The organism is Streptomyces sp. NPDC004838, assembly GCF_053600955.1.
This window is the reverse complement of record NZ_JBSGAW010000045.1, coordinates 17,605-38,451: the sequence shown is the minus strand read 5'-3', so window position 1 is coordinate 38,451 and position 20,847 is coordinate 17,605. Positions and strand designations below refer to the sequence as shown.

General features: G+C 68.7%; 18 protein-coding genes. 11 read left to right on the top strand and 7 right to left on the bottom strand.

Annotated elements, in window-relative coordinates; all coding sequences use genetic code 11:
- Positions 1-44: 44 nt before the first annotated feature.
- The 4 genes from ACWEFL_RS33950 (at position 45) to ACWEFL_RS33935 (ending at position 3,087) form a co-directional block, all read left to right on the top strand.
- Positions 45-338: a DUF503 domain-containing protein gene (locus ACWEFL_RS33950; protein WP_451720467.1), complete on the top strand. Its 294-nt coding sequence runs from the start codon at positions 45-47 to the stop codon at positions 336-338.
- A 34-nt stretch (positions 339-372) separates the two neighbouring features.
- Entirely contained in the window at positions 373-816 is a 444-nt protein-coding gene (gene rbfA, locus ACWEFL_RS33945) for a 30S ribosome-binding factor RbfA (protein ID WP_451720465.1), read from the top strand.
- On the top strand, positions 813-1,742 hold the full coding sequence (gene truB, locus ACWEFL_RS33940) for a tRNA pseudouridine(55) synthase TruB (protein ID WP_451720462.1): 930 nt from the start codon (positions 813-815) through the stop codon (positions 1,740-1,742). Before rbfA ends, truB begins: the two co-directional genes overlap by 4 nt.
- Positions 1,743-2,142: 400 nt before the next feature.
- Positions 2,143-3,087, top strand: coding sequence for a bifunctional riboflavin kinase/FAD synthetase (locus tag ACWEFL_RS33935; RefSeq protein WP_451720459.1), 945 nt, complete (start codon positions 2,143-2,145; stop codon positions 3,085-3,087).
- A 239-nt stretch (positions 3,088-3,326) separates the two neighbouring features.
- On the opposite strand, the gene ACWEFL_RS33930 is transcribed toward ACWEFL_RS33935, so the two are convergent.
- The 4 genes from ACWEFL_RS33930 to eccE form a co-directional block, all read right to left on the bottom strand.
- Positions 3,327-6,560, bottom strand: a complete 3,234-nt coding sequence (locus ACWEFL_RS33930) for an SCO5717 family growth-regulating ATPase (protein ID WP_451720456.1) — start codon at positions 6,558-6,560, stop codon at positions 3,327-3,329.
- 485 nt (positions 6,561-7,045) lie between these two features.
- Entirely contained in the window at positions 7,046-7,279 is a 234-nt protein-coding gene (locus ACWEFL_RS33925) for a DUF397 domain-containing protein (RefSeq protein WP_451720453.1), read from the bottom strand.
- 172 nt (positions 7,280-7,451) lie between these two features.
- Positions 7,452-8,162: a hypothetical protein gene (locus tag ACWEFL_RS33920; protein WP_451720450.1), complete on the bottom strand. Its 711-nt coding sequence runs from the start codon at positions 8,160-8,162 to the stop codon at positions 7,452-7,454.
- Positions 8,159-9,526 (bottom strand): type VII secretion protein EccE, encoded by a 1,368-nt coding sequence (gene eccE, locus ACWEFL_RS33915; protein WP_451720447.1) that lies wholly within the window; start codon positions 9,524-9,526, stop codon positions 8,159-8,161. Before eccE ends, ACWEFL_RS33920 begins: the two co-directional genes overlap by 4 nt.
- A 181-nt stretch (positions 9,527-9,707) precedes the next feature.
- Between eccE and eccB the strand changes: the two genes are divergently transcribed.
- From eccB to ACWEFL_RS33880, 7 genes are all read left to right on the top strand, one after another.
- Positions 9,708-11,234, top strand: coding sequence for a type VII secretion protein EccB (eccB, locus tag ACWEFL_RS33910; protein WP_451720445.1), 1,527 nt, complete (start codon positions 9,708-9,710; stop codon positions 11,232-11,234).
- A 49-nt stretch (positions 11,235-11,283) separates the two neighbouring features.
- Positions 11,284-12,576, top strand: coding sequence for a type VII secretion-associated serine protease mycosin (mycP, locus tag ACWEFL_RS33905; protein WP_451720501.1), 1,293 nt, complete (start codon positions 11,284-11,286; stop codon positions 12,574-12,576).
- 308 nt (positions 12,577-12,884) lie between these two features.
- Positions 12,885-13,361, top strand: a complete 477-nt coding sequence (locus ACWEFL_RS33900) for a hypothetical protein (protein ID WP_451720442.1) — start codon at positions 12,885-12,887, stop codon at positions 13,359-13,361.
- Between the two features lie 3 nt (positions 13,362-13,364).
- A complete protein-coding gene (locus ACWEFL_RS33895) occupies positions 13,365-15,158 on the top strand; it encodes a hypothetical protein (RefSeq protein WP_451720439.1) in 1,794 nt (597 codons plus the stop codon).
- A 25-nt stretch (positions 15,159-15,183) separates the two neighbouring features.
- The gene (locus ACWEFL_RS33890) at positions 15,184-16,437 is read left to right on the top strand and encodes a S8 family serine peptidase (RefSeq protein ID WP_451720436.1); all 1,254 of its coding nucleotides are present in this window, start codon (positions 15,184-15,186) and stop codon (positions 16,435-16,437) included.
- Between the two features lie 101 nt (positions 16,438-16,538).
- Positions 16,539-16,901, top strand: a complete 363-nt coding sequence (locus ACWEFL_RS33885) for a WXG100 family type VII secretion target (RefSeq protein ID WP_451720433.1) — start codon at positions 16,539-16,541, stop codon at positions 16,899-16,901.
- A gap of 62 nt (positions 16,902-16,963) precedes the next feature.
- Positions 16,964-17,263, top strand: a complete 300-nt coding sequence (locus ACWEFL_RS33880) for a WXG100 family type VII secretion target (RefSeq protein WP_451720430.1) — start codon at positions 16,964-16,966, stop codon at positions 17,261-17,263.
- Between the two features lie 108 nt (positions 17,264-17,371).
- Here the strand turns inward: ACWEFL_RS33880 and ACWEFL_RS33875 are convergent, their stop codons facing one another.
- Genes ACWEFL_RS33875 through ACWEFL_RS33865 form a run of 3 tightly spaced genes read right to left on the bottom strand, consistent with a single transcriptional unit; the run spans position 17,372 to position 20,833 of the window.
- Complete coding sequence (locus tag ACWEFL_RS33875; RefSeq protein WP_451720427.1) at positions 17,372-18,001, bottom strand: hypothetical protein; 630 nt, start codon at positions 17,999-18,001, stop codon at positions 17,372-17,374.
- 4 nt (positions 18,002-18,005) lie between these two features.
- Entirely contained in the window at positions 18,006-20,318 is a 2,313-nt protein-coding gene (locus tag ACWEFL_RS33870) for a hypothetical protein (protein WP_451720424.1), read from the bottom strand.
- Complete coding sequence (locus ACWEFL_RS33865; RefSeq protein ID WP_451720421.1) at positions 20,318-20,833, bottom strand: hypothetical protein; 516 nt, start codon at positions 20,831-20,833, stop codon at positions 20,318-20,320. Before ACWEFL_RS33865 ends, ACWEFL_RS33870 begins: the two co-directional genes overlap by 1 nt.
- Positions 20,834-20,847: the final 14 nt, after the last annotated feature.

Sequence of the window (20,847 nt, the reverse complement as noted above, 5' to 3'; positions counted from 1 at the left end):
GCAGGGCCCTTGAACCCGAACCGGCGGGACATCCGGACACATCCATGTACGTGGGGACTCTCTCCTTCGACCTGCTTCTCGGCGACGTACGGTCGCTGAAGGAGAAGCGTTCCGTGGTCCGCCCGATCGTCGCCGAGCTCCAGCGGAAATTCGCGGTGAGCGTGGCGGAGACGGGGGCCCAGGAGCTCTATCGCAGGACCGAGATCGGCCTGGCGGTGGTGTCGGGCGACTCGGCACATCTCAGGGATGTACTGGACCGGTGCGAGCGTTTTGTCGCGGGCCGGCCGGAAGTGGAGCTGCTCTCGGTTCGACGCAGGCTCCACAGCGACGAAGACTGATGGCAAGGCAAGCAGGTATGAAGGAGAAGGACCAGTGGCCGACAACGCGCGGGCGAAGAAACTGGCGGACCTCATCAGGGAAGTGGTCGCCGAGAAGCTACAGCGCGGCATCAAGGACCCGCGACTCGGCACGCATGTGACCATCACCGACACCCGCGTCACCGGCGATCTGCGGGAGGCCACGGTCTTCTACACGGTCTACGGCGACGACGAGGACCGGGCGAGCGCCGCCGCCGGGCTCGAAAGCGCCAAGGGCGTGCTGCGCAGCGCCGTCGGCGCTGCGGCGGGGACCCGGTTCACGCCCACCCTCGCCTTCGTGGCGGACGCCCTCCCGGAGAACGCGAGGACGATCGAGGACCTTCTGGACAAGGCGCGGGCCTCGGACGCCAAGGTGCGCGAGGCGTCCTCGGGAGCGGCCTACGCCGGCGAGGCGGACCCGTACCGCAAGCCGGAGGACGAGGACGAAGCCTCCGAATGACACAGCGGAACACCACCACGCCCGACGGGCTTGTCATCGTGGACAAGCCGTCGGGCTTCACTTCGCACGACGTGGTCGCCAAGATGCGCGGCATCGCCAGGACCCGCCGTGTCGGCCATGCCGGCACGCTCGACCCCATGGCCACGGGGGTGCTGGTGCTGGGCGTCGAGCGGGCCACCAAGCTCCTCGGCCATCTCGCGCTGACCGAGAAGGAGTATCTCGGCACGATCCGCCTCGGCCAGACGACCGTCACGGACGACGCCGAGGGCGAGATCATCGCCTCCGCGGACGCGTCGGGCATCACCCGCGACGCCGTCGACGCCGGCGTGGCGGCGCTGACCGGCGACATCATGCAGGTGCCGTCCAAGGTCAGCGCCATCAAGATCGACGGGAAGCGGTCGTACGCGCGGGTGCGCGGCGGCGAGGACTTCGAGATCCCGGCCCGGCCGGTACGGGTCTCGTCCTTCCAGGTCTACGACGTACGGGAGGCCGTCGCCCCGCCGTCCCCCGAGGACGGGGGCTCCGGCGAAGGCACCCCTGTCGTGGACCTGATCGTCTCGGTGGTCTGCTCCTCCGGTACGTACATCCGCGCCCTCGCCCGTGACCTCGGCGCCGGACTCGGCGTCGGCGGGCATCTGACCGCGCTGCGCAGGACCCGTGTCGGCCCGTACGGACTGGACGCGGCGAGAACGCTCGACCAGCTCCAGGAGGAGCTGACCGTCATGCCGATCGCGGACGCCGCCGCGGCGGCCTTTCCGCGCTGGGACGTGGATGTGCAGCGGGCCAGGCTGCTGGCCAACGGCGTACGCCTGGACATGCCGCCGTACGACAGATCACCGGTCGCCGTCTTCGATCCCGCGGGCCGCTTTCTGGCGCTGGTGGAGGAGCAGAAAGGCAAGGCCAAGAGCCTCGCCGTCTTCGTCTGAGGCTGAGCGAGGGCCCCGGCACGAGGGCCCAGAACTCAGAAACCAGGACCGGGCCGGGACCGGGCCGGGACCGGGCCGGGACTGGGCTGGAGCCGGGCCGGAGCCGGGCCGGGACCGGGCTGGAGCCGGGCCGGAGCCGGGCCGGGACCGGGCTTCACCGTGGAACGGGCAGCCTCACTGCCCGTTCCACGATCCCCCTCCGCAGGGGTCTATCCAGCGCGCGCCCGACATTCACCCCATCGGGCGGGCGCGCGGAGTGAATCAGGGGAGTGAAAAGGGGCGCGTTCGATGTGCGGTCGCACTGAGGCCGATGCAAACGGACCGCCGTGGGCATGGCAGTCTTAGACCTGCGAAAATATTCAGTCTTCTGTATCTGAGGTTTGGGCGAGGAGCGGTCACAGTGCAGCGCTGGCGTGGCTTGGAGGACATCCCCCAGGACTGGGGGCGCAGCGTCGTCACCATCGGCTCCTATGACGGGGTCCACCGCGGGCACCAGCTGATCATCGGACGCGCGGTGCAGCGGGCGCGGGAGCTGTCCGTGCCGTCGGTGGTCGTGACCTTCGACCCGCACCCCAGCGAGGTCGTCCGTCCCGGCAGCCATCCGCCCCTGCTCGCCCCGCACCACCGGCGCGCCGAGCTGATGGCGGAACTGGGCGTCGACGCCCTGCTCATCCTGCCGTTCACCGCCGAGTTCTCGAAGCTCTCGCCCGCCGACTTCATCGTCAAGGTCCTCGTCGACAAGCTCCACGCCCGGCTGGTCGTGGAAGGCCCCAACTTCCGCTTCGGCCACAAGGCCGCCGGCGATGTCGGCTTCCTGACGGAGCTGGGCGCGACCTACGACTACGAGGTCGAGGTCATCGACCTGTACGTCACCGGCGAGGCGGGCGGCGGCGAACCCTTCTCCTCCACCCTCACCCGCCGCCTGGTCGCCTCCGGCGACGTCGAGGGCGCGGGCGAGATCCTCGGCCGCCCCCACCGCGTGGAGGGCGTCGTCGTCCGCGGCGCGCAGCGAGGCCGCGAACTCGGCTTCCCGACCGCCAACCTGGAGACCCTGCCCCACACCGCGGTCCCCGCGGACGGCGTCTACGCGGGCTGGCTGACGGCCGACGGCGAGCGCATGCCCGCGGCCATCTCCGTCGGTACGAACCCCCAGTTCGACGGTACGGAACGTACCGTCGAGGCGTACGCGATCGACCGCGTGGACCTCGATCTGTACGGGATGCACGTCGCCGTCGAGTTCCTCGCCTACATCCGCGGCATGCAGAAGTTCGACTCGGTCGACGCCCTGCTGGAAACGATGTCGGAAGACGTCAAGAAGTGCCGTGAGCTGACCGCGTCGGCCTGAGCGGTCGCGGCGGATCCGGTCCCTCCGGCGTTCGACGAGAGGGGCTCACGGGCGGAGCCCCCTGCACGCGACCCCGCGACCTGTAGGCACGCCGCCCCGTGCGCGTGATCGTCTCGTGGAGTGGCACTCGGGTCGTCTTGAGATCAACCACGGCGTCGGTGTGCGGGTCGCGGCAACGCACTGAGGGCCCACAGCGTGGAGGCGCTGTGGGCCCTCAGTGGTTCAGGTTTCCCGCCGCCTTACTGACCAGAGGCCGGCGGCGACTGCGGAGGCTGCTGCTGCGGTCGGCCTCCGGGCGGGACCGGGCCCTGCAACTCGGGCTGCTGAGGATCACCCGCCAGGCCCTGGTATCCGGGGTGCGGGTGCTGAGACGGGTGCTGAGCACCGGCCGGCGGCAGAGGGTGCTGCGCGGGGGCGGGCGGTTGCTGGGGCCAGCCGTGAGCCTGCGCTTCTGCCTGCGCCGGGGCCGAGGGTGTCGAGGGGGGAGTCTGAGGGGGGTAGGGCTGGTACGGAGGAGGCTGCTGCCCGCCGTACGGCGGCTGGGGCCGGCCGACCTGCGGATACACCTGCGGGGCCCCGTACTGCGGTGGGCCGGGCTGCCCCGGCTGTGCCTGCTGTCCGTACTGACCCGGCTGCCCGGACGGGGGGTGACCCTGCTGTGCGGGACCCTGCTGGCCCGGCATCGGCGGTGGCATGGTCGGCGGAGGGTTGCCGTCCGCGGTCCACAGCCCCTGCTGCCGCTGAGCGCGGATGAAGTCCTCGGCGATCATCGCGGACAGATTGAAGTACGCCTCTCGCGTCTTCGGCCGCATCATGTCCAGATCGACCTCGGCGCCGGCCGCCAGATGCTCGTCGAACGGCACCACGACCACACCGCGGCAGCGCGTCTGGAAGTGCGCCACGATATCGTCCACCTTGATCATCTTCCCGGTCTCGCGTACGCCGGAGATCACCGTGACCGAACGCTGCACCAGCTCCGCGTATCCGTGCGCGGAGAGCCAGTCGAGCGTGGTGGAAGCGCTGCTCGCGCCGTCCACGGACGGCGTCGAGATGATGATCAGCTGATCGGCCAGATCCAGGACCCCGCGCATCGCGCTGTAGAGCAGCCCGGTGCCCGAGTCGGTGAGGATGATCGGATACTGCCGTCCCAGGACGTCGATCGCACGGCGGTAGTCCTCGTCGTTGAACGCCGTCGAGACCGCCGGGTCCACATCGTTGGCGATGATCTCCAGCCCCGAGGGGGCCTGCGAGGTGAAGCGGCGGATGTCCATGTACGAGTTGAGATACGGGATCGCCTGCACCAGATCCCGGATCGTGGCCCCCGTCTCGCGCCGGACCCGGCGGCCGAGCGTGCCGGCGTCCGGGTTGGCGTCGATCGCCAGGATCTTGTCCTGCCGCTCGGTGGCCAGGGTCGAGCCCAGTGCGGTGGTCGTGGTCGTCTTGCCCACGCCGCCCTTGAGGCTGATGACCGCGATCCGGTAGCAGGACAGCACCGGCGTACGGATCAGATCGAGCTTCCGCAGCCTCTCGGCCTCCTCCTTTTTGCCGCCCAGCTTGAAGCGGGACGCGCCGGAGGGATTGCGGCTGGACTTGGGCTTCGGCTTGTTGTTGCGCAGCAGCCGGTCCGAGGACAGCTCCACCGCCGCGGTGTACCCGAGCGGCGCTCCGGGCACGGAGCGCTCACGCTGGTCGTGCGTGACCGGCGTCGGCCAGGCGTTTCCGGCCCGCGGATCGGCGGGGGGCATCGGGCCCCCCGCACCGGGTCCGGCACCGCCCGAAGGCTGCTGGGCCGGCGGATTCGTCTGCTGCGCCGGTAGCTGGGGCGTCGCCGGCGGGTTGGGTGTCTGGGGCGCGGGCAGGTTGGTGCCGGGGTGGGGGAAGCCGTAGCCGTCCTGGGCCGCGGGCTGTGCGGGCTGGGGGGTGTGGGGGAATCCGTAACCCGGTTGTGGTGCGGGGGTGTTGGGCTGCTGGGGGAGTGCGGGCTGCGCGGGGTCGGGCTGCGGGAATCCGTATCCGGGCTGCTGTGCCTGCTGCTCGGGACCGGGTGCGGGCGCGGGGGGTGCGACAGGTGCGGGCAGGTTGGTGCCGGGGTGGGGGAAGCCGTACGTGGCTTGTGGGCTGGGCTGTGCGGGCTGGGGGGTGTGGGGGAATCCGTAACCCGGTTGGGGTGCGGGGGTGTTGGGCTGCTGGGGGAGTGCGGGCCGCGCCGGATCGGGCTGCGGGAATCCGTAACCGGGCTGTGCCGTGACGGACGCGGGGGGCGGGCCGCCGTGTCCGAGTGCCGGTGGCGGCGGGGGCACGGACTGCTCGGAGGTCTGCGGGGATACGGGCCACTGCGGCGTGGACGCGGGCGCGGCCGGCTGGAAGGCGGGCGGCAGTGCCGGCAGACCCGTGCCCTGCGCGGGAGCCGCGGGGGACCAGGGCTGAGCCGGAGCGGTTGCGGGGCCCTGCGGCTCGTCGGCCGTGGCGGGGGACCGGTCCTGGTGAGTGGCGGGTACGGGTACGGGCTCGCTGGCCCCCTCGGCCGTCGGCGCAGTCGCTTCCGCGGTTCCTACGGCCTCCGTCGAGTCAGGGGATCCCGGAGAGACCTCGGGATCGACGGAAGCCTCGGGGGTGGGGGCAGGCACACGGACGGCGGAAGCCGGAGTGCCGTCGCTGTCGTCGACCGCCGCGGCGTTTGCGGCTTCCTCGGAGAGTTCGGACGTCCCGGTCGCCCCGGCGTCCCCGGAGGGTTCGGACGTCCCGGCCTCTGGCGTCGCGGTGGCGGGCTCGGTCCCCGCGACCGGGCTTTCGGGCTCCGCGGCGGCGGGAGCGGTCGTACCGTCTCCGCCGGTGGCCGTCGAGCCCCCGGGATCCGCAGTGCTTCCCGCTCCCGCTCCCGCTTCTGCTCCCGCCGCCTCCGCCTTGCGGCCGGCCGCGGCATCCCGCTCGTCGAACTCGCGCTTCAGCGCGGCGGGGGAGAAGCGCATGGTCGCCCCGCTCTCCAGCCTGCCACCGCCGAACGGCTCCGACGGGGGCTCGTCCGCCCGGGCCGCAACAGGAGCGGGAGGGACAGCGGTAGCGCTCGGCTCGGGAGCGGCGGATCCCGGAACGGCAGGAGCGACGGGCGCGGGCACCAGTGGTTGCGGTGCCTGAGCGTCCGGCGCGGTGCCCGGCCGCTGAGTCCGGTCATCGGCCGCCGACGCTCCCGGACCGCCGGGAGGACCCGGAACGTCCGGCCCCTGCGCCCAGTTCGGCTGGAACCCGCTCCCCGTCGGCAGTCCCGGCACCGCGACGGGCGATCCGTGCGGAGGCGGCGGAGGAGGCGTTCCGCCCGCGCCACCGCTCTGAGCGTCCCCCGACGCGTTCTGTGTGTACCAGGCAGGCGGGGTGTAGTCGATGGTGAACTCACCCGTCACATCCGAGGGCTCCGCGTCGGACTCGTCGGCGGGAAGGTCCCATCCCCCGCGGATCTCGTCCCGATCGCTGTTCACTGTGCCTCCTGGTGTGGTCGAGCACCCTTGTGCCGTAGTGGGTGGGGCGACCGCTGTCTTCCGATCGGCCCGGCTCTCCCTCTGGGGACGCGGCGGGCATCCCCGCAGGTTCTTGTGCCGTTGTTCATCCCACCCTAATCGCCGACAAGGGGGCCCGGCAGGGCCGATGCCCCGTCGGGGACTCTCCCGTGCATCCCCAGGCTCCCCAAGTGGTCCGGGAGCGGCGGACCGTGGGGAAGCGGACGGGGCAAACCGGTACAACTGCCCGGCAATAGCGTCCGGATGAGGGTCGCTGCCCGCTCGGTGAACATCGCCCAACAATCCGGTCTCGGTCTGCGCGGGGCCGGTCCCGGCGGACGAGGACCGCCCTGTGCGAGCAGCCGCCCCCGCCCCTCCGAGCCCGCCGTCGGTACTTCCCGTGCCGTACCGGCGTACGACGGCGAGTGACATGACCGCGGACGTTCACCTGCCGCCGGCCTACGGCACTAACGCAGGTCGAACTCGCCGTCCCGCGCCCCGAGTACGAACGCCCGCCACTCGGCCTCGGTGTAACGCAGCACGGTGTCGGGGTCCAGAGACGAGCGCATCGCGACGGCCCCTCCGGGCAGATGGGCGATCTCGACCCGCTCCTCGTCCTCGCTCGTGCCAGGCGCGCTGAGCCACTCGACGTCAGAGATGTCGAGGGCGTACAACTCGTCCTTCTCCTGTGCGCTCCCCATGAGTGAAAGAATCCCCTTCGGTCGAACGGTCGGGTCCGCGGACCGCGCGGCTGTCCCGCCGGTCCGCCCGGTGAGAGATTTTATGCCGAACCGGCCCCGGAGATCAGCTGAAGATCCGCCGAAGACCGCAGCGTACGAACGGGTTCCGCCGGGTTCGAACACGGTTGTGGAGTCAGTCCATCCGGCGGGCGACGCCCAGCAGGCCCGTCTCCGCGTCCGTACCGCTCGTCATCACCCAGTGCCGCTCACGTCCGGCGCACCAGAGGGTGACCCCGTCGGCCAGCGTCGGCAGCGCGCCGGTCTCCGCCTGGGAGAGCCCGAGTATGCGCCCGATCTGCTCGGACTCCTCCGGTGAGATCCGCTGGACGCCGACCAGGGTGGCGTCGCGCAGCAATCGGGGCGCCACCGGGCTGAGATACGGAAGCAGCGTCAGCACCGACTGCCAGGGGGCCGACACCACACGACCTCGTGGAGGCCGCATACCGCAGTCCCGGATCACCACGACCGGGCTGCCGACCGTCGCGCCCATCGGCGGGACACGCCCGACCTCGTGGAGCGTGATGCAGTCCAGCCCCGCGCCCGCCGCCTGCGCGAGCCCCGTCCACGCCTGGGCGCGCCCGGTCTCCACGGCGACCCGCGCGCCCGTGCCCGCCGCGCGCAGCGCCAGCACCTGAGCCGTCCACAGCCCGCCGATCAGCAGGACGTCGTACGGAGTGGACCGGTGGAAGCCGACCATCAGCGGGCGGCCCTCCGCGTCGTCACCGATCACGACGCCGTCGTCGCCGACGGGAAGGGACAGCGCGCCCAGATCGGCCGTGGACAGGGTGTGCCCGGCATGGCGCGGACCCGGCAGGCGGCGGGCCGCTCCGGCCTGCGCCGTCATCGGGCACCGCCCAGCGGCAGGGTCGCCAGCGCGCCGGGAAGCTGCTCACGATCCAGCCGAACCAGACCCACCTTCGCGGCTCTCGCCGCCTCCTCCAACGTCCGCCGCACTCCGATGAGTTCGGTGTCGGAGCCTCCGGTGACCCTGACATGACCGGCCATGGACATCGCCCCCTGGTGTGCGCCCCGCCGCATGGTGAGGCTGAAAGTGGTCGCGTACGCGGGGGCCGAGGTGAGCAGCGAGACCACCTTGGGTAGCGGGGCCGCCCCCCGCCCCAACTCGGGCCAGCGGCCGACCGCGTAGGTGGTGTGCCAGCGGTCGTCGCAGCGCCAGACGCGCGGGGTCTCGCTGGTCCGGCGCTGCGGCGCGGCGTCCGGGCGGCTCGCGCGGGCCGCCAGCCGGGGGCTCGCGCAGGCGGCCGTGGCCACGGTGGAGTTGAGGTCGTCCTGGTCGAGCACGGCGGCCTGGAAGCCGGCGCCGGTGACCCGGCTCGCCACATGGTCCGCGATCCGGACGAGACAGCGCTGCGCACCCTCCAGCCCCCCGCCGCGCGCGTCGACGGCCTCCCGGCACAGTTCCGGGTCGAGTTTCACCGCCACCCAGGTGAGCCGCAGGGCAGGGGCGCCCGTCCGCTCCTGGAGCGGGGCGTACGAGAGCCGGGCCACCGACTGCTGGGGCAGATGCGGCGCGGGGGCGGACCGTACCTGCTGCACCAACTGCACGGACTCCAGCACGATGTCGTCGACCTCCAGCGCCCCGCCGAGGACGGAGAGCGGCAGGGCCCGCGAGCCGAAGGCGGGGCGCAGTGCCGCGCCGCTGGCCTCGACCCGTACGACCGCCGTCAGAAAGGTGCCGTCGCCCAGCATCCCGACGGTGCGCCGGTTCCGGTCGACATAGGGGTACGGACCGAGTCCGGGCACGCCCTCGACCACCGGGGCCAGCGAAGGATCGGTGTCAGGCGCGGCCGGACCGGCTCCGCGGCGCGTGCGCGAACGGAGGGACATCGCCGTCGACAGCCAGTCCTGCACGGCGTGACCGCGTCGTCTGATGAACGCGACGAGCACAAGGACGGAGGCGACGGCAACGGCGAGAATCAGCCACAGTCCGCCGAGCACCGCGCCCACCGCGGCGAGGGCGAGGGCCACTTCCACCAGGGCGAGTTGTCGCAACTGGAACGGGCCCACACGGCTGGTACGGGAGAGCGGGCGCAGGGTGGTCGTCGCGGGGGCGGGTGACGGTCCCGAACGCGCGGGGCCGTCGACCCTGCCGTCGCGTTGCCTTGGAGAACCGCCGCCGTGTGTTCCTCTCGCCAGTGGCCGTCTCTCCGGAGTCCGCCCATTACGCGCGCGCGTCGCCGAACCCATCGCCGCGTTGCCCCCTCGTGTCCGTAATCGCCGAATTCCTATGGGCGTTGACCGGGCGATCACCCTACCGGAGCAGTAAGTCGTCACCGTCAGAAGGCATAGTAGGGGCCCGGTACGACGGCAGGCCGATTCGGTGAACAGGGGAGCCTGGCCGCCCAGCGGGGAGAGGGACAGCGGACAGATGGCATCACGTCGGGACGAACTCAACGCCTATACCTTCGCGAAACGACGGCTGATCGCACAGTTCCTGCAGCCCAACGCGACCGGTTCGGAAGAAGGCGCCCCTCGTCCGCTGCGTGCGGTGGTACCCGGAGCGATCGTCGGCGTGGTGATTCTCGCGGGGTTCGGGGCCTGGGGAATGTTCAAACCCGTAGCACCCAAGGGCTGGGACAAGCCCGGTGAGAACGTCATTATCGCCAGCAAATCCACCACCCGATATGTCGTGCTGGAGACGGATGGCAAGAAACAGCTCCATCCCGTTCTCAACATGTCCTCCGCGAAACTTCTCCTCAATCCCGACAAGGGGAAGGTCATCAACGTCGCGGAGTCGGAACTCGACAAGGGGAAGATCCCGCACGGCGCGACGCTCGGAATTCCCTATGCCCCCGACCGGCTGCCCGCGGCCAAGGAAGCCGGATCCGCCAAGCGGTGGGCGGTCTGCGAGCGGCCCGGCGAGGGCGGCAGAGCCATCCAGAAGGCCGCGTTCGTGTTCGCCGAACGGGACGAGAGGAAAACCGAGGGCGCCAGGCGGCTGCGCGGCGGTGACCTCATGTACGTGGAGGGCCCGGACAGGGTCCAGTACATCGTCGACGCCGGCGGAACCGCTTATCCGGTGGAGAAGGACGAACTGCTGCTCCGTCAGCTGGTCGGCCAGGGGCGGGTCGCCCAGCGGGTGTCCGCCGCCTGGCTCGACACCCTCCACAAGGGCGACGCCATCTCCTTCCCCGCGATCCAGGGGACGCCCGGCGAGGACGCCGGCGTCCCCGGAAGCCTGGAGCCCTCGGTCAACAAGGTCGGCATGATCCTCACGGCGACGGACGGGACCAGGAACCAGCAGTACGTGGTCCTCAAGGGCCGGGTGGCCCCCCTCTCCGACTTCACGGCGAAGCTGCTGATCAACAGCCGGGAGCTGATCGGGCTCGGCCAGGCGGGGCGGGCCACGTCCGTCAGCGCCGCCGCCTTCCAGCCCGGCGAAGGGTTCGGCCGGGAGAAGAACTGGCCCGAGGACGCTCCGAGGCCCGTCAACACGGCGAGTCTGGAGGAGGGAAGCCGTAACACCGTGTGCAACGTCCTGCGCGAGGTGGACGAGGACAGCGGAGCCACCACCCTCAGCACCTGGGCGGGCACCGACTTCCCGGCGACCCTGCCGACTGGATCGAGCAGCGCCTACGTCACTCCCGGCTCCGGCCAGCTCTTCCGCCAGTACAAGGGCTCCACGACGAACACCGGTTTCTTGTTCCTGGTCACCGACACCGGGCTGCGCTACGCGATGCAGTCCAACAGCGACAGTGCGACGGATGATTCCGGCATCGGCGACTCCGGTTCGGAGCAGGAGAAGCAGGCCCGGCAGCAGGAGGCGCAGCAGGCGCAGAACCGGCTCGGCTACAAGAGCGTCGATCCGCTGCCGATCCCGGCGGCCTGGTCCGCCTTCCTGCCGACCGGCCCCCGGCTGTCGACCGGCTCGGCCAACCAACCGCAGGGTTCGTGAGGGCCGGGGAATGAAGAACTACACCAGCAGCCGCCCGCGTACGGCCCGAATGCGCCCGGCACGTCTGCGCCCGGCACGTCTGCGCCCGAGCCGCCGGCGTACAGCGCGTCCGGGCACGACCGGACGGCGTGCGCTCGCCGTCGCGGCGTCCGCCGCGATCACCTTCATCGGCCTCCCCCTGGCCCCGGCCGCCGCCGAGACGACCCAGTGCAACTATCCGGGAAAGCAGTACAAGGGCCGCCCCTGGGCCCTTCAGCGCGTACTCCTGGACGAACTGTGGAAGCGGTCCACCGGCGAAGGGGTACGGGTCGCGGTCATCGACACCGGCGTCGACACCAGGAATCCGCAGCTCACCGATGCCGTGGACGCCGAGAGCGGGGTGAATCTGCTGCCGAAGGACGCCAAGGACGAGAACGGCAACAAGATCGACCGAGGTGCGGACAACGGCACCACCGACACGGTCGGGCACGGCACCAAGGTCGCCGGCATCATCGCCGCGCGCCCGGCGGAGGGCACCGGCTTCGTCGGACTCGCCCCGAAGGCGACGATCATCCCCATCAAGCAGAACGACGCCGAAGGGCGTGGCACCGCCGGGACGCTCGCGACCGCCATAGACGAGGCGGTCAAGAGGGGTGCGGGAGTCATCAACATCTCCCAGGACACGGCCAACGCGATCGAACCGGCACCCGAGTTGAGGCAGGCCGTGAACAGGGCCATCGCCAAGAAGGTCGTGGTCGTCGCCTCCGCGGGCAACGACGGTCTCGGCGGCAACGTCAAGAAGACGTATCCCGCGTCGTACGAGGGCGTCCTCGCGGTCGCCTCGTCCGACCGCAACAACGAGCGCGCCGCGTTCTCCCAGTCAGGGGACTTCGTCGGGGTCGCCGCTCCGGGCGTCGACGTGATCACCACCGTCCCCGGCGGTGGCCACTGCGCGGACAACGGCACCAGCTTCTCCGCCCCTTACGTCGCCGGGGTCGCCGCGCTGCTCAAGGCCAAGCACAAGGACTGGTCGACGAGCCAGATCGTGGCCCAGATCCAGCAGACCGCGGAGCGCTCGACCCCCGGCCACGACCGCCTCGTCGGCTGGGGAGTCGTCGACCCCGTACGCGCCCTGACGGAGGACGACAAGCCCATCGAGCGACCGGTCGCCGACGAGGGCGTCATCCAAGCCAAGGCCCCGACCCCCGCCGAACTCAGCCTGGGTGAGACCGCGCAGGAGCGCGACGCCCGTCTCGCGACGTACGTCGTCATCGGCGGCGGCGTCTTGGTCGCGGCCATCGCAGGCGGTTCGGTGGCTCTGCGGGACGCGCGGCGGCGGTCCGCCCGGAGCACGGAAGGCTGAGATCTCGGCGGCTCCGGTGCTCCGGCGGTTTCGGTGGCTTTGGCGGCTTCCGCGGACGCCGTGGTTCGGCGGTGAAAGCGGTTGTCATGGGACGTGGACGATGAGGTCCATGACGAGATGTCGATTGCAACCGCACAGGGGTCCGCGTGCGTATCTATGAGGTGACGTACGAGGGAAGTCGCGTGGCGGATAAGACACTTGGGGCTGTCATAGCCAGTGGCTAGAGTGGTAAGCGGCCAATTGAGGATGGCCGAGACACCACGATCGCAACGTGGTACAGCTGGAGCAAACGGGGAGGAACGGGCATCGTGCTCGATGCGTCAGAGGGTGGAGGAAGCGGAGGCCCGAGCGGTGCGAGCGACCTGGAGAAGGGTGTCGGCGCGCTGAAGCGGTTCCAGCAGCGGGTGAACACCCTGCTGGAGAACCTCGAGAACGGGGCAGCGGGAAAGACGAAGGTGGCCGCGCAGACGGTCGCGAGAACCTCTCTGAGCGGGGTCGGTTCTCCCTTCTCCGAGGCGGACGGACTGTTCGGCCAGTACAACCGTGTGCACGCGGCCCTCGTGACGCTCTCTCGGACACTGGGCGACCAGATCGAGTGTCTGAGCATCGCCGTCCACGCCGCGGAGGTCGGCCTCGACAACGTCGACGAGGAGAGACGCCAGCGCTTCGCGCAGATCCGGGCCCGTCTGGACCAGGAACGCGAGGCCGCGCTGGTGCGCGAGCGCAGGAGCCTCAAGCCCGAGGAGCAGAAGACCGACGACAAGTCCGCCGAATCCGGGTGGTGACGGATGACTGACAACGACGAGCAGGAACTGAGCCCCGAGGCACAGCGTGAGCAGGACTTGGCGCGGGTCCAGAGCCAACTGGGCGTGACCGACCTGACCCAGAAGATCACCTCCGTACTGGGCGGCTTCTTCGGCAACTCCGGTCCGGGCCCCTTTGCCCGGACCAGCTTCGAAGCCCATGAGCTGAACGCGATGATCGACCTGGTGGAGAACTCCAATCCGGCGGACCTTGAGACCGCCGGCACCGCGCTGTGGAATGCGCGGGACGCCCTCAGAGACGCCGCCAAGGAGCTCAAGGACTACGTCGAGAAGGTCGAGTGGAAGGGCGAATCGGGCAACGAGTTCCGCTCCTTCGGCCGATCCCTCGCCGAACACGCCGGCACCCTGGCCTCGTTCGCGGACGTGGCCGGCACCCAGATCACGGTCGCGGGCACGGGCCTGGCCTCGGTGCGCAACTCCATGCCCGCGCGCGACACCCGCGTGGTCAAGCGTGACGTCAACGCCATCGAGGCTCAGAAGCGCGTCGAAGGGAATCCCGAATTCGACGAAGCCGTGAAGGTGGAGAAGAACCGTCAGGAGGCCATCAATCAGATGACCCGGCTGGCGTCGTTCTACGCAGTCTCGGAGGAGACGCTGGCGGGGCAGGAGGTGCCGAGGTTCGATCGGATGCTGAAGGCGGACATGCTCCCGCCGAAGGCTAGGCGAGTCGATCCGCCGGCTACCCGGTCCGGAAGCGCTGATTTTTCCCGAAAGTCGGCGACCAGGTCGACTCAGGAGCGTCGTACGGACACTGTGCACCCTGCCGAAGCACCGCGTACGGAGGTCACGGGCACAGCGCCGACAGCGCCGGAACGCAACACCTCGATGGAGATCGACAGTGTCGCGGCGCCCCCCGCCGTGTCTCCGGCCCCGAATCCGACGCCTACGGTGCCTCAAGCCACGGGCCCGGGTGGCGCTGCCCCCGGCATGGTCCCGCCGATCGGCGGCGTGACGAACCCCGTGACAGGAAAGGCGGGGCCGGGCGCAGGCGTGGCAGCGGTGCCGAGGGCCGGCGGAAGTCCGGGTGCTGGGGCGGTCGGTCGGGCGGGTGCGGCAGGTGGCGGTGCCCCGGTAGCCGGACACGCAAGTGCGGCCGGTCGGGCCGGAGTCGTGGGCGGCGGATCCGGCGCGGCCGGCAGCGCGAGTCCGGTCGGCCGTTCCACGGGACCCATGGGCGGAGCCGCGGGTGCGGGTGCGGCGGGGCGTGCGGGTGCCGTAGGCGGAGGAGCCGCAGGGCAGTCCCCTGTCGCAGGGCGAGCGGGTACGGCTGGGCAGCCCATGGCGGGAGGCCGTGCCGGATCGGGTACTTCAGCCGGATCCCGCACCGGTCGTGCGGACGGAATCGTCGGAGGGACACCTCAGCGTGCCACTGGCGGGTCCACCGGGTCCCGGATGCCCCGAGGAACCGTCGTCGGCGGGGACGGAGCGGCACCGGGCCGCCCCTCCGCAGCACGGCAGAGTCAGGCCGGAGTCGTGGGAGCGAACCCGGCGGGCAACACGCCCCGACCCGCTGGGCGGGGCACTCCCAGTGCCAACGGAGTCGTCGGCACTCCGCGTCCCGGCGGTACGAACTCCCGGTCCGGCACAGGCGGCTTCACAGCGGGCGGCACGGGGCTCGCCGGAGGTCGCCCCCGTCAGAACCAGACGGGTGATGGGGACGACGAGCGCTCCGGTTCGGCCCGTCCGGACTACCTGACGGAAGACGAAGAGACATGGGCGACTCGGCGGCGCGACGCTGTGCCGCCGGTGATCGAGTAGGCACAGGGAAGGTTCGGAAGCCAGGATGACGGCAGGAATGCGCCTGACGCGGAAGCACGGCAGGTCCCGTCCTTTGCAGCGAGGCATGCTCTGCACGCTGGCTGCGGTTGGCGTTTGGGCTGCGGGCACGGCAGGCACGGCTCCGGTCGCCTCTGCCGCGCCCGGACAGCCGCAGCAGTGGTATCTGGATGCGATGCGCGCCGAGGAGATGTGGAAGGTCGCCACGGGGGAAGGCATCAAGGTCGCTGTCATCGACACCGGTGTCAATTCGTCAACGCCATCGCTGAAGGGGCAGGTTCTCAAGGGACTCGATGCCACGGACGCCGAAGGTGAGGAGACGGACGACTATGACGGCCATGGGACCACCATGGCCGAACTGATCGCCGGGACGGGCAAGGGGGGCGGCCTCCGTGGTCTGGCTCCTGGAGTAAAGATCATCCCGATGAGGGTCTCCGATGCGGACTTCCAGAACAAGCACAAGGTCAACGGCCAGGACGTGCCGGATGCCATCCGGGCGGCTGCCGACAGCGAAGCGAAGATCATCAGCATGTCGATGGGAAGTGAGTACTCCAGCCCGGAGGAGCGGGCTGCCGTGAAGTACGCGTTCAGTAAGGGAAAGTTGTTCTTCGCATCCTCCGGTAACAATGCCAAGGAAGGCAACAAGCCCGAGTATCCGGCCGCGTACGCTGAAGTCGTCGGCGTCGCCTCAGCAGACAGCAAGGGCAAAGTGGCTGAGACCTCTCAGCACGGCGACAACGTGGATCTCGCCGCTCCCGGGATAGGCATTCCTGCCTGGTGCGATACCAAGTTCAAGAACTACTGCGACAGCGGGGGAACCAGCCTGGCGACCGCCATCGCCTCCGCCTCCGCAGCTCTCGTCTGGTCTGCTCACCCGGACTGGACCGCGAATCAAGTCCTTCACGCACTCATCGACACCGCCTCCCGTGACTGGGCTAAAGGAACCCGCAGCAATTTCCTCGGTCACGGTCTCATCCGTCCGCGCCAGATCATTCTCGACGGAAAGGGCGAGCCCGGCCCGGCCGATATCAGTCCCTTGACCCATGAGAAGACCGGTGGTTCGCCGGCTTCGGCGTCCCCCTCTGCACCAGCTTCGTCACAACCCTCCAAGGACCAGCCCGACGGCAAAGCCGCCGTGGCAGGCTCCAGCAAGAAATCCGAGGACGACGGTCAGTCGGGTCTGATCCTCGGTGGAGTCGCCGCCGTGGTCGTCCTCGCAGGGGGAGCCTTCCTCGTAGTCAGGCGCCGCCGCAGCGCCTGACCACGGCTTGATCTTTCCGCTCCACTCACAGATGGGTTGCGGCGGACACGCGAGCCAACACGATTCACCCACACAGATCACAGGGAAAGGAAGACCGGGATATGTCAGTCCAGAAGGTCGGCGATCAGAGTCTCAAGGATTTCCAGGACGAGATCTCTCGGCAGTTCGAGGACATCAAGGGACAGGTCCAGAAACTCCAGGGCGTCATCGACAGCCTCGAAGGCGCGTGGAAAGGCATTGGTGCCGGCGCCTTCGACGTGAAGCAGGCCGAGATCAACCAGGGCATGGTGCGCATCGCGAAGCTGCTGCTCAACTTCCAGGAAGCGATCCAGGTTACCCGTACCACCGCCGGCAACACGGAAGACGAGGTACGCGCCGCGCTCCAGGGCGTCGACGTCACCGCCGGATTCTCGGGTGACGCGGGTGCCACGAGGGCTGCGACCTCGAACATCAGCGGCTACTGACCAGAGCGTCGGCACTCCGTACCCGGCCGACACAATCGCCACAGCAGGTAGTTGGAGGAATCATGGCACAGCAGAACGACGGCCTCATGCTCGTCACCTACTCCTCACTGGAGCAGGCGGCTTCCACCATTGAGGCACAGGCCCAGCGACTGGACCAGACGCTCGAGGATCTGCAGAACAAGATCCGTAGCGTCTCCGCCACCTTCGAGGGTGAAGCCAAGACCGCGGCGGACGGCGCCCACAAGAAGTGGGACATGGAGACCCGTCAGATCCACACGGCCCTGAAGGGCATCGCCAAGGCTGTTCGCGAGGCGGGCCCGGCCTACCAGGCGGGCGACAAGAGGGCCGCCGGATACTTCTAAGAACTGAGCGCTCTCATCGTTGAGCGCAGCAAAGGGCAACAGGGTGGGCATGCGCGGGAGATGCCCACCCTGTTGCTCTTCTTCTGGGGCGCGATGGCTTTCGTTCCGCTACTGAGGCAGCCGAGACGGGAGGTCGCACTTCGCCTCGCGGTGGGAGTATTCAGCCGCGCCGACGGCCAGATTCTCCAGCGCTTGGCGAACCTTCCGTTCATCCGAGTCGTCGTGCTTTCGCAAGTCGATGACGACACTAAGGCTGTAGCTTCCGCCGGGGATCCTTCCCGCTGACGTACAGGGCACCAAGACAGCGGCTCTGCTTGCAGAAGCCACCCCTTTGGATCCTGCGGTGAAGTTCTCGACATCCGAGGGGCTCCGACCATCGAGTACTTGCGTCGTCCAGCTCTCCGATGAACTGACGACCATCATCTCAGTTCTGGCACTCAGCAGGACGCTGCTCTCGCCCCGGACGAAGCAATCAGCCGTGTAGCTCGTACTGCCCTGTTCGGCGTTCTCGCCCGCCACTTGGTCCTTGAACGAGTAGGTGGGTTCGGCGGGCAGTGCTTGCCTGAGCGCTGTCGCAGCAAAGGATGACTCCCCCAAAGACTCGCAGACACGATCGGCTTTGATTTCCCCCTGTCGATCGAAAGGGGGGAAGCCAAGCAGGTAGGATGCGCCGGCCACAGAACCCAGCACGGCCAGTGTTGCGACCGGGATGACTATTTTCTTCGGTGCGATAGCCATGCCCTCAGCTCTCTGTATCCAACTGCCTGGGAACCCCTTGACCGTCGAAGGCATCGTTGACGTTGCTCTTGGCGTTGTTGAACCCTTGTTCTGCTGCGGTTGCTGCGGCAGAGACGATGTGGGGCGACGGGTTGCCGGCGTTCTCGCCAGCTTTTTGGGCGGCGGACTCGACGAGCGTGTACGTTGAGTCCCTGGTGTCATTCATCTTCTCGCCGTTGCGATAGATTACATCGTCGGCACTGTCCTTCATCGAGCCTTCCGTGATGGCGCCGAGGATTTCGTTCACTGCGGTTCCGGCAAGTCCTCCGGCGACGATTCCTCCCGGTCCGATAAATGGTGCCGTGGCCAGGCCGATTCCGATTCCGATACCACTTCCGATCCAGGTGGAGGAGGAATTCAGGGCATCGTTGAACTCCTTGTCCTTGGCCCCTCCGTCCAGTTCGTTCGCATATGCGCGGCCGGCTCCGATGGTCCCATCGACCTCGCCTGCCACTCGGGAAATGTCCTCGATTGTCTTCTTGAGGTTTTCTTTTTCGCTGTGACCGGGGTCATCAAGGTAGGCATCAGGGTTAGCGAAGTGATATTCCATGAGGGCGGTTGTGTAGCTGTGTTGCCCCACATTGATCGCCGCGTATCCCTCGGGGTTCTGGCTCACGGTGTAGAGGAAGCGGGTGATTTCGTTCTCGCCGAGCTTCGCCGATGATCCGACGACGGGGAACAGAGCATCCTCGCGGACCTCGCCCGGGTGGAGTCCCCGGTTGATGTCAGGCATGTATTCGGCAGCGATCTGCCCCATGCTGTCGGCCATGTACCCGTGATCCGTCAGCCGCTTGGGGTCGTCGGAGATCGACGCGACGATGTTCTCCATCAGCTTCGCCTGCTCCTCGTTGTGAGGCGGCGTGTCGATCGTGGGCAACTCGCCCGCCGGATGCCCCGTCGTCGCCGCTTCCAGCGCCAGCCCCATGTAGTTGCGCCCCGAAATGCTCTCGTCGCCCTTGGCGTCCGAGTCCTTGGGCCAGTCCCGTTCCTCGAAGAGGTAATCGAAGTTGCTCAGCCCGGCCTTGACGTTCTTGCCGTTCCCGTCCTCGCGCTTGAAGTCGTGGTCCTCGTCCTTCGTGACGAATGTGTCGTTGAAGAACTCGGTCGCCGCGTCCGGGCTGTTCGACAGCGCCTTCATGAACCCGACCATGGGGTCCGAGCCGGAATCGGTGCCGGTGCGGTTGAGATAGGGGTCCATCCCCATCCGCTGCCAGCCGATCGGCATATGGCTGCCGTTGTCGCTCATCTTCTTCTCGGTCTTGATCAGTTCCCGGCCGTAGCTATTGAGGAACTGGTCGTCGAAGTCACCCCAGCGCATGAGGTTGCTCATGACCTGGAAGCCCATGGTCGGGCTGTTCTTGTGCACCGGCTGAGCGCCGAGAGACGTCATATCGCGCTTCCAGTCCGTCATGGCCTGACTGTCGCTCTGCGTCGCGTTGGCGAGGGTCAGACTGAGGTGCTTCTGGAGGTCGTCGAACTGATCGACCCGCTTGCTGCCGACTTCCCAGTTCCTGCCCGGTTCATTGATACCGGCCCAGAATTCCAGAGTGCCCTTGGGCCCGAGCCGCTCCGCGAAGCGCTCGGCGAAGAGCTCATCACCCGAGTACTTCTTCAGCCCGGCATTGAGCGCGTCGAACTCCTCGACCGTGAGGTCCTCCGGCTTCTTCCCGGCCAGCGCGGCGAGCCTGTCCCCTTCCCTCAGCGCCGCCGCTCCGGCGTCGCGGTCGCTGTACTTCGCACCGGAGAAGCCGTAGTCGCTCTGGTCGACGAGAGCTTTGAGAATCTGGGCCGCTGAGGTGTCGCTCACGGTCGCGCCGTCGAGGATCCCCTGGATCTCGTCACGGAGAGCCGTGGTGTCCTCGGGGGTGTGATCGGGGACGGAGCCGCCCTTGGCGACCCGGTCGGGATGGACGATCATCGTGACGGTGAAGCCACCGCCGCGCGTGGACACGACGGTGAGGTTCTTTCCCTGTCCGCGGTCGATCGCCTCGTTGAGTTTGCGGTGCCAGTCGTTCAGCTCGTCACGCGTGTCCCTGAGGATGTTCCGGATCGATGTGGCCTGCGTCTGGGCATCAGCGAACTCGCCGGCCGTCCTGCCGATGAACTCACGGGACACGGTCGCGTTCATTCCTGCCCAGTTGGCTTTGTTGGCCTGGCCTCTGAGACCTTCCCTGGCGCCCTTCTCCAGGTCCTCCAGATTGGTGACCATTTTCGACCAGTCGGTGATCGCCGTGTCGAGCAGCGAGAACTTGGCCGCGCGAAGCGCTTCGAAGTCCATCAGCTGTCTCCCTTGCCCTTCTCACCCTGATCGCCGTAGACCTCGTTCTTCTTGCCTGCAGGTGCGTGCGACTCGTCGAAGCCCTTGTCCAGCGTCTGAATACTGCTCATATTGCGCCGAATGAATTGGTCGTCGTCCTGATGCGTCTTTCCACTGACGTCCATATGGTTCGAAATATGCGCGCAAGCGTCCATGAGCGACCTCAGCTGCTTCTCCCAGCGGTCCGCCACATGCTGAAGCGCGCCGCCCAGAGCGAACCCCTGCTTCGACAGGTTCTCCCCGGCCGTATCGCTGGTCGGCACGGCTACCCGCGCCTCCGTCCAGAGCCGGTTGTACAGCTTGTACGCTCTGTCCCCGATCGCCGCGAGATCGGTCTGCGACACCTTGAGATCACCGGCCTCGGCCCCGCTCGAACCGCCGCCGCCTTCGTCGGGCGGAAGCCCGTTCAGTCGCATCTGCGCCGAGTCTCTCTCCGCCGCGGACGCCTTCAGCCGTTCCCACTCGTCCCATGCCATGCCGCAGACCCCTT